We start from the raw sequence: 12696 nt of genomic DNA, 5'->3' as shown, positions 1-12696 counted from the left end.
GGAACATGCCACTAGGGTCGGGATATGAGTACGGCTGAAGGTGGGACCACGGCCGAGATGGTCGACTGGCAACTGGCGACCGGTGTGGCCCGGAAGCTGCTGCGTCCGGGACCGGTGGTCAGTCGCGCCGAGGCGGACCAGGTGGTCGCCGAGCTGCGGCAGTTCGCTGCCGAGTCCGAGCACCACGTCCGGGACTTCACCGGGCTGCAGGCCACGTCGGCCACGGCTCCGGTGGTGATCGTCGACCGGCCGGGCTGGGTGCAGGCCAACGCCGACGGGTTCAAGACCGTGCTGGCGCCACTGGCCGACAAGCTGCGGGAGAAGCAGGAGAAGTCCGGTGGGCTGTCGTCCGCGGTCGGCTCCCGGGTCACCGCGATCGAGGCCGGTGCGCTGCTCGCCTTCCTCTCCTCCCGGGTGCTGGGTCAGTTCGACCCGTTCTACCCGGCCGAGCCCGACTCTGCCCGCCCTGGCCTGACCGGCCGGCTGCTGCTGGTCGCACCGAACGTCATGCACGTCGAGAAGGAGTTGGGCGTCGTACCGCGGGACTTCCGGCTGTGGGTCTGCCTGCACGAGGAGACCCACCGGGTGCAGTTCACCGCGGTGCCGTGGCTGCGGGACCACCTGCGGTCGGAGATCGCGCTGTTCCTGGACCAGGCCGAGCTGGACGCGTCGGCGTACGCGGCGATGTTCCGCGAGGCCGTGCAGCGGCTCGGCCGGTCGGTGAAGGGCGAGGCCGAGCTGAGCCTGGTCGACCTGATGCAGTCGCCGGAGCAGCGGGCCGTCCTGGACCGGCTGACCGCGGTGATGTCGCTGCTGGAGGGCCACGCGGACTTCGTGATGGACGGGGTCGGCCCGTCGGTCATCCCGACCGTGGAGACGATCCGGTCCAAGTTCAGCTCCCGGCGCTCCGGCGGGAACCCGGTGGACCAGCTGCTCAAGAAGCTGCTCGGCCTGGACGCCAAGCTGCGGCAGTACCAGGACGGCGCGGCCTTCGTCCGCCGCGTGGTCGACCGCGTCGGCATGGAGGGCTTCAACAAGGTCTGGACCGGCCCCAACACGCTGCCCACCAAGAACGAGATCGCCACCCCGGATGCCTGGATCTCCAGACTCCACGGCTGAGTCGGCCGGCGGGAGTTCGGCGGAGGAGTTGGTGGCGGAGCGGCGTGGCCGGCTGCACCCTGCCGTAGCGCGGGTCCGTGAGGCTGTCCGCACCGGGCTCGCCGACCTGCCGCAGGGGACGACTGTGCTTGTCGCCTGCTCCGGTGGGGCGGACTCGCTGGCGCTGGCGGCCGCCACGGCGTTCGAGGCGCCGAAGCTGGGGCTGCGGGCCGGTGCGGTGATCGTGGACCACGGACTGCAGGCCGACTCGGCCCAGGTGGCGCATGTGGCCGCTGAGCAGTGCCGGTCGCTCGGGCTCGACCCGGTCGAGGTGCGGCCGGTCGAGGTAGGCGGTGAGGGCGGCCCTGAGGGCGCGGCGCGGACAGCGCGGTACAACGCGCTGCGCGACGCTGCCGACGCGTTCGCCGCGGACGTCGTACTGCTGGCTCACACGCGCGACGACCAGGCGGAGACGGTGCTGCTCGGGTTGGCCCGGGGCTCTGGTGCGCGGTCCCTTGCCGGGATGGCTCCTGTCGCCGGACTGCTCAGGCGGCCGCTGCTGGAGGTTCCGCGGGCAGCGACGGCCGCTGCCTGCGTCGCCTCCGGGCTCCGGCCGTGGCACGACCCGCACAACGACGACCCGCAGTACAAGAGAGTGCGCGTACGGCACGAGGTGCTGCCGGTCATCGAGGAGGCGCTGGGCCCTGGGGTGACCGAGGCGCTGGCCCGGACCGCCGGTCTGCTCCGGGCTGACGCCGATGCGCTCGACGCACTGGCGGCGGACCTCGCCGAGACGGCAGTACGCCGTACGGAGGAGGACGTGGTCTGCGACATCGCCGTGCTCGCCGCCGAGCCCCAGGCGATCCGGACCCGCGCCCTGCGCCAGGCCGCGCTCGAGGCCGGCTGCCAGGCCACCGACCTCACCGCCGGGCACGTCGCCGCCGTCGACGCCCTGATCACCGACTGGCGCGGGCAGCGCTGGATCGACCTGCCACAAGCCGTCCGGGCGATCCGCCGAGGCGGATTCATCCATCTGGCGCGGGGTGTGTCAGGCTAACGTCGTGGACGCTTCGGACATCGAGAAGGACCTGACCGAGATCCTCCATACCGAGGAGGAGATCCTGGCCAAGCTCAAGGAGCTGGCGCTGCGGATCGAGGCGGACTACGAGGGCAAGGACCTGCTGGTGGTCGGTGTCCTCAAGGGCGCGGTGATGGTGATGGCCGACCTGGCCCGCTCGTTCAGCCGGCACGTGGAGATGGACTGGATGGCCGTCACGTCGTACGGCTCGGGCACCAAATCCTCCGGCGTGGTCCGGATCCTCAAGGACCTGGACACCGACATCAGCAACCGGCACGTGCTGATCGTCGAGGACATCATCGACACCGGGCTGACGCTGACCTGGCTGGTCAGCAACCTGCAGTCGCGCAAGCCGGCCTCGGTGGAGATCTGCACCGCGTTCCGCAAGCCCGACGCGGCCAAGATGGCGGTCCCGGTCAAGTACGTCGGCTTCGACATCCCCGACGAGTTCGTGGTCGGCTACGGCCTCGACTACGCCGAGAAGTACCGCAACCTGCGCTGCGTCGCGACGCTGGCGCCGCACGTCTACTCCTGAGCCCGGCAGGGCCCTCCGGGCGGGACTTGGTGACAGCCTGTACAACGGACCGTACCGTCGTCAGGTGACCCTCGTGGTGTGTTGTCTTGTGCGACACGAGACACTTGGACTGGTGTTACCGTCGAAGGCCCTTATACCCGGGCCTGCTGAGCTAGGAGGGACGGGGCTCGAGCCTCGATCATGGACGTGAAGCGCATCTTCCGCGGACCCCTGTTCTGGATCGTCGTCGCCTTCCTGGGCGTGCTGGTGATCGGGCAGCTCCTGACCGGCTCGACCGGGTACAAGACCGAGCCCACCGGCCAGGTCGTACAGCTGATCCAGCAGGCCACCACCTCGTCGGACAAGTCGATCAAGTCGGTCACGCTGATCGACCCCGACCAGGAGATCCGGGTCGAGAAGACCGACGGCACCAAGGTGCGGGCGCACTGGGTCGACGGCCAGGCCAACACGCTCGGTACGTCGCTGCAGACGCTGTTCCAGCAGGGCAAGATCGAGCGGTACGACGTGGAGAACCCCAAGCCGAGCTTCATCGGCCAGGTCTTCTCGACGCTGATCCCGTTCCTGCTGATCGCCGTGGTGTTCATCTTCTTGATGAACTCGATGCAGGGTGGCGGCTCGCGGGTGATGAGCTTCGCCAAGTCGAAGGCCAAGCTGGTCACCAAGGACACCCCGAAGACGACCTTCGCGGACGTGGCCGGGGCCGACGAGGCGATCGAGGAGCTCGGCGAGATCAAGGAGTTCCTCCAGGAGCCGGGCAAGTTCCAGGCGGTCGGCGCCAAGATCCCGAAGGGCGTCCTGCTGTACGGCCAGCCCGGTACGGGCAAGACGCTGCTGGCCCGCGCGGTCGCCGGTGAGGCCGGCGTCCCGTTCTACTCGATCTCCGGCTCGGACTTCGTCGAGATGTTCGTCGGTGTCGGTGCCTCCCGGGTCCGCGACCTGTTCGAGCAGGCCAAGACCAACGCCCCGGCGATCATCTTCATCGACGAGATCGACGCCGTCGGCCGGCACCGTGGCGCGGGCCTCGGCGGTGGCCACGACGAGCGCGAGCAGACGCTGAACCAGCTGCTGGTCGAGATGGACGGCTTCGACGTCCGCGGCGGTGTGATCCTGATCGCCGCGACGAACCGGCCGGACGTGCTCGACCCGGCGCTGCTGCGGCCGGGCCGCTTCGACCGGCAGATCCCGGTCGACGCGCCGGACCTGCCGGGACGCGACAAGATCCTGAAGGTCCACGCCCGGGGCAAGCCGATGGCCGAGGACGCGGACCTGACCGCGGTCGCCCGCCGGACGCCGGGCTTCACCGGTGCCGACCTGGCCAACGTGCTGAACGAGGCGGCCCTGCTGACCGCCCGGCTGAACAAGCAGCAGATCGACAAGAACGCGCTGGACGAGGCGATCGACCGCGTGATCGCCGGTCCGCAGCGCCGGACCCGGCTGATGTCGGACAAGGAGAAGGTGCTGACGGCGTACCACGAGGGCGGGCACGCCCTGGTCGCCGCCGCGCTGCCGCACTCCGACCCGGTGCACAAGGTGACGATCCTGCCGCGCGGTCGCGCGCTGGGGTACACGATGGTGCTGCCGGACGAGGACAAGTACTCGACCACCCGGTCGGAGATGCTCGACAAGCTGGCCTACATGCTCGGTGGCCGCGCCGCCGAGGAGATGGTGTTCCACGACCCGACCACGGGCGCGAGCAACGACATCGAGAAGGCGACCGCCCTGGCCCGCGCGATGGTCACGCAGTACGGCATGACCGAGCGGCTCGGCGCGATCAAGTTCGGCCAGGACTCCGGTGAGCCGTTCCTGGGCCGCGACCTGGGCAGCCAGCGCAACTACTCCGAGGAGATCGCCGCGGCGGTCGACGAGGAGGTCGGCAAGCTGATCCTGAACGCGCACCAGGAGGCCTTCGACATCCTGGCCGAGAACCGCGCGGTGCTCGACCACCTGGTCGAGGAGCTGCTGGAGAAGGAGACCCTCGACAAGGCGGAGATCGCCAAGGTCTTCGCGCCGGTGCACAAGCGCGAGCTGCGGCCGGCCTGGACCGGTTCGGCGACCCGGGTGCCGTCGGAGCAGCCGCCGGTGAAGCCGCTGCCGCGGCCCGAGCACAACGGCTCGCTGCAGGACGTCATCCCCGGTGGTTCGGTCGGCCCGGACGAGGCGGCGCACGGCCCGAACTACGGCGGCGGCCCGACCCCTCCGGCAGAATGATCCGATGACCTCACCGACGTTCGACCACGAGCGGGCCGAGCGAGCGGTCCGCGAACTGCTGATCGCCATCGGTGAGGACCCGGACCGCGAAGGACTGAAGGAGACCCCGGCCCGGGTGGCCCGCTCGTACGCGGAGATCACCGCCGGGCTGGGGCTCACCGCGACGGACGTGCTGACCACGACGTTCGACCTGGGCCACGACGAGATGATCCTGGTCAAGGACATCGAGGTGTGGTCGATGTGCGAGCACCACCTGGTCCCGTTCACCGGGGTCGCGCACGTCGGCTACATCCCCGGCCCCGACGGCCGCATCACCGGCCTGTCCAAGCTGGCCCGCCTGGTCGACGTGTACGCCAAACGCCCCCAGGTCCAGGAGCGGCTGACCACGCAGGTCGCGGAGTCCCTGGTGGAGATCCTCAAGCCCCGCGGCGTCATCGTGGTGATCGAGTGCGAGCACCTCTGCATGACCATGCGCGGAGTCCGCAAGCCGGGCGCCAAGACCATCACGTCCGCCGTCCGCGGCCAGCTCCGCAACCCCTCCACCCGCGCCGAAGCCATGAGCCTGATCGTCGGCTGACCGCCGTCGTACGCCGAGCGCTCGCCTCGCGCTCTCCGGGCCTTGCTCTTCTCCCCTCACCCCTGCCTGGCGATCGCCTGCGCGCTTCGATTCGGCCTGCCCCGTAGCCCCGGTGGGTTGAAGGTCGTTGAGAAATCAGAGGCTGTTTCCCATGGACTTTCCGTGGTCGAACGCATACGTTCCGTAGTGGCGGTCCGATCGGGGGGCGCCTTGTGAGGAGGAACGTATGTCAGGGCGTTGCCGGGTCGGCGCCGCGGTGGCTGGGATCGTCGCTCTCACAGCGGCGGGACTGATCGCGGCGAACGGTGCGCAGGCGGAATCCCGCGCGGGACAGGCGGGGACGGGCAGCACGGTCGGGACGCAGGACGTCGACGTGCTGCAGCAGCAGGGAATTCTGAAGGCCGACGCGGTGGAGGCCCAGCTGGGGTCCCGGATCGTCGGCAGCTACCTGGACGACACCGGCGAGCTGGTGGTCGCCGTCTCCGACGAGGCGACCGCGGAGCTGGTCCGGGCGGCCGGAGCGATCCCGCACCTGGTCGAGTACACCGCGAAGCAGCTCCAGTCGGTCCAGCGTGACCTCGACAAGCTGGCCACGAGCTCCACCGCCGGCCAGGTGAAGTCCTGGTACGTCGACCCGATCAGCGGCACGGTGGTCGTCACCGTGCCCGATGGCGCCAAGGACCTGCGCACGCAGCGCTTCCTGCGCCGCGCCGAGGCCAAGGGCGGCCGTGTCACGATCCGCACCTCGCCGGGCGCGATCACGCCGACCTCTGACGACTTCGGTCTGCGCGGCGGCGTACAGGTCGACAAGAACACCGGCTACACATGCTCGCTGGGCTTCAACGCCCGCGCCGACGACGGCAGCCGGATCTTCCTGACCGCCGGGCACTGCACGGCGGGCCGGCCGTCGTTCTCCCGCAACGGCTACGTCCTCGGCGACACCCGCAGCTCCAGCTACCCGGGCAACGACTTCGGCACCGTCAAGGTGATCGACGGCTGGGACCTGCGCGGCGAGGTCGAGCGCTGGAACGACAACGACATCCGGATCCAGGGCACCGCGAACCCGACCGTCGGCGCCTCGGTCTGCAAGTCCGGCAAGACCACCCGCTGGTCCTGCGGCCGCGTGGTGGCCAAGAACGTGACCGTCAACTACGGCGACGACAAGATCGTCAAGGGCCTGTACCAGCACACGGCCTGCGTCCAGACCGGCGACTCCGGCGGGCCCAACCTGACCGGCAGCTACGCGCTCGGCATCACCAGCGGTGCGGCGCTGATCCGCGGCGAGTGCCTGCAGAAGCGCGGCCAGTCCAACGAGTCCTACTCACAACCGATCGGTGAGGCGCTGTCCGCTAGTGGCGCCTCATTGGTACTGGGTTAGCGACCCCCGGCAGGCGCTCGGGAGTTGATGGGGGCCTGGTACCTAGGTGGGGCAGTTCGGCCGGGACCACTACGGTGGTCCAGTGCGAACTGCCCCACCGAGTCACGTTCAGGGACTGCCCACACCGGACCGCGCGCTGGTGATGGGCGTCGTCAACGTGACCCCGGACTCCTTCTCCGACGGCGGCGAGTGGTTCGAGCCCGCCGCCGCGATCAAGCACGGCCGCGAGCTGCTGGCCGAGGGCGCCGACCTGCTGGACGTCGGCGGTGAGTCGACCCGGCCGGGAGCGCAGCGGCCCGAGCCGGCCGAGGAGATCCGCCGCGTGCTGCCGGTGATCGAGGCGCTGGCCGCCGACGGCGCGCTGATCTCGATCGACACCATGCGCGCCGACGTCGCCGTACTGGCGCTGGACGCCGGCGCGGTGATGGTCAACGACGTGTCCGGCGGGCTGGCCGACCCCGACATGCTGCCGCTCGTCGCCGAGCGCGGTACGCCGTACGTGTGCATGCACTGGCGGGGCCACTCCGCCGACATGCAGGACCGGGCCCGGTACGACGACGTGGTGGCCGAGGTGATCGCCGAGCTCGCGGCCCGGCTGGAGGCGATCGAGGCCGCCGGGATCGATCTGGCGAAGGTCGCGCTCGACCCGGGACTGGGGTTCGCGAAGAACGCGGACCACAACTGGGAGGTGCTGCGCCGACTCCGCGAGTTCGGCGTACTCGGACGGCCGTTGCTGATCGGTGCCTCTCGCAAGGCGTTCCTCGGTAGGCTGCTCGCCGACGAGCAGACCGGCGAGCCCAGGCCCGCCGTACGACGAGACGACGCGAGCGCCGCGGTTTCCGCCCTGGCCGCCGCGAATGGTGCCTGGTGCGTCCGGGCCCATTCGGTGGCACCAAGCGCGGACGCGGTCCGGGTGGCGAGCAGGTGGGGAGCTGTATGACCGAGGAACAGCCGAACCAGGAGCACCAGCCGGAAGCGCCGCCGGCGCGGTCCGCCGCGCGCGGGCCGTCCGCCGAGACCGGCGTGCTGACCGCGAACACGGCGTTCTACAACGCGTTCGAGGCCGGCGACCTGGACCTGATGGCCGCCGTCTGGCTGCCCGAGCCGGATCCGGTCTGCATCCACCCGGGCAACGCGGCGATCTCCGGGTACTCCGAGATGATGCGCGCCTGGGCGATGATCTTCGCGAACACGCCGTACATCCAGTTCTTCCTGACCGACGTGCAGGCCCGCGTCGACGGCGACGTGGCGTACGTCACGTGCACGGAGAACGTGCTGTCGTCCGGCGAGGGGGCACCGGAGGAGGGCTTCGCGGGCGGCAAGGCGCTCGCCACCAACGTGTTCCGCAAGACTTCGTCCGGCTGGCGGTTGTGGATCCACCACGCCTCCCCGGTACTGTCGTCTGGGGGTCGATCGGAGGAGGCGCAATGAGCGGTCCCGCGGTGCCCCCTGACGTGATCGAGATCCGCGGCATCCGGGGCTTCGGCCGGCACGGCGTGTTCGACCACGAACGCGCCGAGGGGCAGGAGTTCGTCGTCGACGTCCGGCTCGAGCTGGACACCCGCAAGGCCGCCGCCTCGGACGACCTGGCCGACACCGTGAACTACGGCGTGGTCGCCGAGCAGGTGCACGCGGCGATCGAGAACGACCCGGTCGACCTGATCGAGACCCTGGCCGAGCGGATCGCGACGATCTGCCTGGCCGACCCGCGCGTCACCGGTACCGCGGTGACGATCCACAAACCCTCGGCGCCGATCACCGTGCCGTTCGACGATGTTGTCCTGACCGTGCAGCGCAAACCCGGAGAAACCCCGTGACTGAGACCCCTAGTCCCCACGTCATCGACGCGGATACCCTCAGCGGCGGCCTGAAGCCGATCCGCCAGGTGATCCTGTCGCTCGGCAGCAACCTCGGCGACCGTGAGGCGAACCTGCAGGGCGCCGTCGACGCGCTGCGGGACACCCCGGACGTCGTCGTCGTCGACGTCTCGCCGGTCTACGAGACCCAGCCGATCGGCGGCCCGGACGAGTCCGGCCCGTACCTGAACATCGTGCTGCTGGCCGACACCACGCTGGCCGTCGAGACGCTGCTGGACCGCGCGCACGCGGTCGAGCAGGCCTTCGGCCGCGAGCGCAGTGTGCCCGGCGCGCCGCGGACGCTGGACGTCGACCTGATCACGTACGGCAAGAAGACGATCGAGTCCGACGAGCTGACCGTTCCGCACCCGCGGGCGCACGAGCGCGCGTTCGTGCTCGCGCCGTGGCTGGACATCGAGCCGGACGCCGACCTGCCGGGCCTCGGCCCGGTCGCCGACCTGCTGGCGAAGGTCGGGACGGCGGGCGTCACCAAGCTCGACGACCCGACCATCGAGTTGCAGTAGTGGTGTCTGGCAGTCCTGGGCCGGGCCGCGCGCCCGGCCAGCAGCCGCCGCGCCCGGGCTCGGTCCGGCCGACGTCTCGCCGTTTGCTGATCGCGATCGCCGTCCTCGGGGCGGCGATCGGGGTCACCATGGTCAAGGCGATCGAGTCCGGCGGCGGGGTCGCGCCGACCGTGTCCTGGCTGACGCTGGTCGCCTGGTCGTTCCTGGCCGCGCTGCTGTTCGTTGCCGCGCGCAACACCAACCAGCGGCTGCACGTACGGCGCGAACGGATCGAGCCGTCGCGCGCGGTCTTCCTGCTGATGCTCGGAAAAGCCAGCGCGTTCGTCGGCGCGTTGTGCACCGGTGTGTACGCAGGGTTCGCGTTATCCTTCGTGAACGCGCTGGGCTCCAGCGGGCCGCGGAACCGGGTGATCACAGCGGGTGTCGCGGCAGTGATCTCTGTGCTGGTCGTCACGGCCGGATTGTTGCTCGAACGTGCGTGTCGTGTTCCCGAAGACCCCGACGAGACCCCCTAACATGTCGGTCCATGGGGTCAAGGGGTAGCCGCCGTCGAACCAGGACCACAGTTCTCACCGCCGCCAACAGTCTGCTGATCGTCGTCTGCCTGGCCGTCAGCATCGCGTTGTTCGCCCAGAACGCGTGGATCCTGCGCGCCGCGGCGGTCGCCGCCGTACTGGTCGCCATCGGTGCCTCGCTGCTGATCCGCCACCAACTGCTCGTCGAGCGCCTCGCGCACAGCGACGAACGCGCGCAGGTCGCGCAGGAGTACTCCAGGATCACCAGCGCCCGCGTCGTCGAGAACGCCGAGTTCGTCGACCTGATGCAGCGCCGCCTGGACAAGATCGACCAGCGCCTGGACAAGATCGACGAAGAGGTCGCCACGGTCGTCGCCGCCGGCGACAAGCACTCCCAGGCGGACGCTCCCACCGTCGTGGACCTCAAACTTCGCGGGCTCGCTGCTTCCTGATCTTCCAGGCTGGTTAGGTGGACCTGTCGTGGTCTGCCTGGTCAGGAGGTTGTTGTGAGCATCGTGGTGCGCGCTGAGTTTGTTGTGGCGGACGGGCGTGACGGGGAGTTGCTGGAGCTCGTGCGGGCTTTGCAGGGGCGGGTGGCGGACGAGCCGGGGACCTTGCGGTACGACTGGTTTCAGGGGCCTGGGTACGTCGTGGTGCTGGAGGAGTACGCCGATTCGGCGGCGGTGGTGGCTCATCAGGAGCATGTGGGGGACCTGCTGGCGGAGGTGTTCGCGCTGGCCGAGCTGACGGGGCTGCAGGTGCACGGGGACGTGGACGCGGCGTTGCGGGAAGTGCTGGACGGGATGCCGGTGGTCCAGGTGTTTCCGCCGCTCGGTTAGGTTGCTGGGGCTGACCCAATCGCTGAGGAGATGCCTGTGACCGACCTGGCCCGTTTGCTGGAGATCGCTGAGGGAGCGGTGGCGGTTGCCGCCGACCTGGTCGAGTCGCGGGAGCCTGGAGCCCTGCACTCCAAGGGTGACCGGGACATGGCCTCCGACACGGACATCGCGGTCGAGCAGGCGGTCCGGGAGCACCTGGCGAAGGTGACGCCGGAGATCGCGTTCCTGGGCGAGGAGGAGGGCGCTCACCCCGGTTCCGGGGAGCTTTCGTGGGTCCTGGATCCGATCGACGGCACGGTCAACTACGTGCACGGCGTACCGCTGTGGGGCATCTCCCTCGGCCTCGTCGACGGCAACCGCCAGGTGGCCGGCGTACTGGACTTCCCGATGCTCGGCACCCGCTACCTGGCCGCCGACGGCCTCGGCGCCACCCGCAACGGCGATCCGATCCAGGCCAGCAAGACGACCGAGCTGTCCGAGGCGCTGGTGATGGCCGGCGACTTCGCGGTCGACGCGGACGCCGAGGAGAAGAACCGCCCGCGCTTCGCCCTGATCAACCTGCTGGTCCCACGCGTCCAGCGGATCCGGATGCTCGGTACGGCGGCCCTGCACATGGCCCTGGTCGCCGACGGCAGCCTCGACGCCGCCATCATGTTCAGCAACAAGCCCTGGGACACCAGCGCCGGCTCGATCATCGCGCGGGAAGCCGGCGCGGTCGTCGTCGACGTCGACGGTTCGCCCCACGACGTCGCCTCCGGCGCCACCATCGCGCTGGCACCGGGCGTCGCCGAGAAGATCCTGCCCCTCATCCAGCAGGCGGTACGAGGCTGATTCAGGGCTGCAGCGCGCGGGCCGTTGAGGCTTGACGATGTTCGAAGGCCGGTGCCATTTCGTCGATCTGCTTCTTCGTCTGGCCATGGCGGGCGGCGACCTCGGCCCATCGTGAGGTTTCCTGTCCTACCTTCGCGACGATGGACCGGGCTTCCGTCGGGTCGAGGCGGAACAGCTCAGCTACTTCGAGAGCCAGATCGATGCTGGCTTCGGTCTCGTCCTCGTTGACGGCGGTCGCCAAGAACTTGATTCCTGGCGAAGGATCGGGGTTCAGATCGAAGGCCGGCGACAACGTCCAGGCGTTGTCGGCGCGGAGGAAGCCGTGGTTGCGCAGGTGGTCGTCCACGTTGGAGATCAGGATCGAGAACACGATGCGTGTCCAGAGGTCGCGCAGTTCGGCGGTCGGCGCCGCAGAACGCTGCTCGATCGCCGACCCGATGTCCAGGTAGCTGCCGGTGTCGCCGTCTCTTGCCTCCAGCATCGTCATCGCGCTGATGTAACCGATGCGCTCCGTCCCCGACCGATCGAACCGGTCGATGACGTGCACGTCCCGGCCCGCGATCCTGAGCAGCCGCGATCGAGGGACAGGGATACCTGACGCCGCGGCCAGGTCGAACGCGATCTTCTCCCAGGCCATCACGTTCCAGGAGTCGGCGCGGCTGGGGAACTTCGCGATGGCGATCGTCCCGTCTTCGGTACGGACGTGAGCCTTCGGACGCGCGCCGCCCAACGAGCTACCCGCGCGGACCAGCCGGCGGATCGCCGCAAGGTCCGCGTCGTCGTTCTCGGTGCGGGCCGCCAGGTCGAGCAGCTCGGGCAGGTCGGTCAGAGCCGGTACGCCGGTGGTGTCGTCGGCCATGAAGGTCCGCGTACCGGGCAGAGCAAACCTGATCGCGCCCTGCCGTAGGTCGTCACGGACTCCCAGCAGGTAACTGAACTCGCTCAGCGTGCGGGGCGTCGAGCCGGCGTTCCGCGCACGCTGCCGTTCGGCCTTGGTGATGAGGGCCTTGCCCCATCGGTCGGGTGAGCTGTCGGCGAAGGAATGGAAGAGCGCTACGCCGACCGATGTGTGCAGGGCGCCTGCGACCCGTGGCAGGGCCGGCTCGAGATCGTACGACCGCGGGTTGGCCAGGTATGCGGCGTCGTAGAGAAAGGTTGCCGACTCGGCGCCGCGGCCGTAGTGCGAGTTCACGTGGCCGGCCAACACGTCCGTGCCGTCGATCTGGACCCAGACATCGACTTTGGACGGCAAGGGTT

Annotated in this window: 15 protein-coding genes; 14 read left to right on the top strand and 1 reads right to left on the bottom strand. The window is 69.7% G+C overall.

What is annotated here, in order from left to right:
• Positions 1–24 precede the first annotated feature (24 nt).
• The 14 genes from ABD235_RS35505 (at position 25) to ABD235_RS35440 (ending at position 11439) form a co-directional block, all read left to right on the top strand.
• Positions 25–1119 (top strand): zinc-dependent metalloprotease, encoded by a 1095-nt coding sequence (locus ABD235_RS35505; RefSeq protein ID WP_344182274.1) that lies wholly within the window; start codon positions 25–27, stop codon positions 1117–1119.
• 31 nt (positions 1120–1150) lie between these two features.
• The gene (gene tilS, locus ABD235_RS35500) at positions 1151–2155 is read left to right on the top strand and encodes a tRNA lysidine(34) synthetase TilS (RefSeq protein ID WP_344182272.1); all 1005 of its coding nucleotides are present in this window, start codon (positions 1151–1153) and stop codon (positions 2153–2155) included.
• A 4-nt stretch (positions 2156–2159) separates the two neighbouring features.
• Positions 2160–2711 carry a hypoxanthine phosphoribosyltransferase gene (gene hpt / locus ABD235_RS35495; RefSeq protein WP_344182270.1) on the top strand — a complete coding sequence of 184 codons (552 nt, stop codon included), beginning with the start codon at positions 2160–2162 and terminating at the stop codon, positions 2709–2711.
• Positions 2712–2891: 180 nt separating this feature from the next.
• On the top strand, positions 2892–4919 hold the full coding sequence (ftsH, locus tag ABD235_RS35490) for an ATP-dependent zinc metalloprotease FtsH (RefSeq protein WP_344182268.1): 2028 nt from the start codon (positions 2892–2894) through the stop codon (positions 4917–4919).
• Between the two features lie 4 nt (positions 4920–4923).
• Entirely contained in the window at positions 4924–5496 is a 573-nt protein-coding gene (gene folE, locus ABD235_RS35485; RefSeq protein ID WP_344182267.1) for a GTP cyclohydrolase I FolE, read from the top strand.
• 226 nt (positions 5497–5722) lie between these two features.
• Positions 5723–6874: a S1 family peptidase gene (locus ABD235_RS35480; RefSeq protein ID WP_344182266.1), complete on the top strand. Its 1152-nt coding sequence runs from the start codon at positions 5723–5725 to the stop codon at positions 6872–6874.
• A gap of 142 nt (positions 6875–7016) precedes the next feature.
• Positions 7017–7814 (top strand): dihydropteroate synthase, encoded by a 798-nt coding sequence (gene folP / locus ABD235_RS35475; RefSeq protein WP_344182708.1) that lies wholly within the window; start codon positions 7017–7019, stop codon positions 7812–7814.
• Entirely contained in the window at positions 7811–8305 is a 495-nt protein-coding gene (locus ABD235_RS35470; RefSeq protein ID WP_344182263.1) for a nuclear transport factor 2 family protein, read from the top strand. The genes folP and ABD235_RS35470 overlap by 4 nt, the downstream gene beginning before the upstream one ends.
• Positions 8302–8691: a dihydroneopterin aldolase gene (folB, locus tag ABD235_RS35465; RefSeq protein WP_344182262.1), complete on the top strand. Its 390-nt coding sequence runs from the start codon at positions 8302–8304 to the stop codon at positions 8689–8691. The genes ABD235_RS35470 and folB overlap by 4 nt, the downstream gene beginning before the upstream one ends.
• On the top strand, positions 8688–9254 hold the full coding sequence (folK, locus tag ABD235_RS35460) for a 2-amino-4-hydroxy-6-hydroxymethyldihydropteridine diphosphokinase (RefSeq protein WP_344182260.1): 567 nt from the start codon (positions 8688–8690) through the stop codon (positions 9252–9254). The genes folB and folK overlap by 4 nt, the downstream gene beginning before the upstream one ends.
• A 2-nt stretch (positions 9255–9256) precedes the next feature.
• Positions 9257–9769: a DUF3180 domain-containing protein gene (locus tag ABD235_RS35455; RefSeq protein ID WP_344182258.1), complete on the top strand. Its 513-nt coding sequence runs from the start codon at positions 9257–9259 to the stop codon at positions 9767–9769.
• A gap of 11 nt (positions 9770–9780) precedes the next feature.
• Positions 9781–10221, top strand: a complete 441-nt coding sequence (locus ABD235_RS35450) for a hypothetical protein (protein ID WP_184799463.1) — start codon at positions 9781–9783, stop codon at positions 10219–10221.
• Positions 10222–10275: 54 nt separating this feature from the next.
• Positions 10276–10608: a putative quinol monooxygenase gene (locus tag ABD235_RS35445; protein WP_344182255.1), complete on the top strand. Its 333-nt coding sequence runs from the start codon at positions 10276–10278 to the stop codon at positions 10606–10608.
• A 36-nt stretch (positions 10609–10644) separates the two neighbouring features.
• Positions 10645–11439: an inositol monophosphatase family protein gene (locus ABD235_RS35440; RefSeq protein WP_344182254.1), complete on the top strand. Its 795-nt coding sequence runs from the start codon at positions 10645–10647 to the stop codon at positions 11437–11439.
• Position 11440: 1 nt separating this feature from the next.
• On the opposite strand, the gene ABD235_RS35435 is transcribed toward ABD235_RS35440, so the two are convergent.
• Positions 11441–12691 (bottom strand): type II toxin-antitoxin system HipA family toxin, encoded by a 1251-nt coding sequence (locus tag ABD235_RS35435; RefSeq protein WP_344182253.1) that lies wholly within the window; start codon positions 12689–12691, stop codon positions 11441–11443.
• Positions 12692–12696: the final 5 nt, after the last annotated feature.

The sequence above is a fragment of the Kribbella lupini genome (assembly GCF_039529595.1).
Lineage (GTDB): Bacteria > Actinomycetota > Actinomycetes > Propionibacteriales > Kribbellaceae > Kribbella > Kribbella lupini.
The sequence above is the reverse complement of the archived record's forward strand: the minus strand, read 5'-3'. Positions and strand labels throughout refer to the sequence as shown.

What these genes read in the sequence shown, in the direction of transcription:
- ABD235_RS35505 (WP_344182274.1), top strand. Translation starts at nt 25, where the DNA reads ATGAGTACGGCTGAAGGTGGGACCACGGCCGAGATGGTCGACTGGCAA.
- ftsH (WP_344182268.1), top strand. Translation starts at nt 2,892, where the DNA reads ATGGACGTGAAGCGCATCTTCCGCGGACCCCTGTTCTGGATCGTCGTC.
- folE (WP_344182267.1), top strand. Translation starts at nt 4,924, where the DNA reads ATGACCTCACCGACGTTCGACCACGAGCGGGCCGAGCGAGCGGTCCGC.
- ABD235_RS35480 (WP_344182266.1), top strand. Translation starts at nt 5,723, where the DNA reads ATGTCAGGGCGTTGCCGGGTCGGCGCCGCGGTGGCTGGGATCGTCGCT.
- folP (WP_344182708.1), top strand. Translation starts at nt 7,017, where the DNA reads ATGGGCGTCGTCAACGTGACCCCGGACTCCTTCTCCGACGGCGGCGAG.
- ABD235_RS35470 (WP_344182263.1), top strand. Translation starts at nt 7,811, where the DNA reads ATGACCGAGGAACAGCCGAACCAGGAGCACCAGCCGGAAGCGCCGCCG.
- folB (WP_344182262.1), top strand. Translation starts at nt 8,302, where the DNA reads ATGAGCGGTCCCGCGGTGCCCCCTGACGTGATCGAGATCCGCGGCATC.
- ABD235_RS35450 (WP_184799463.1), top strand. Translation starts at nt 9,781, where the DNA reads ATGGGGTCAAGGGGTAGCCGCCGTCGAACCAGGACCACAGTTCTCACC.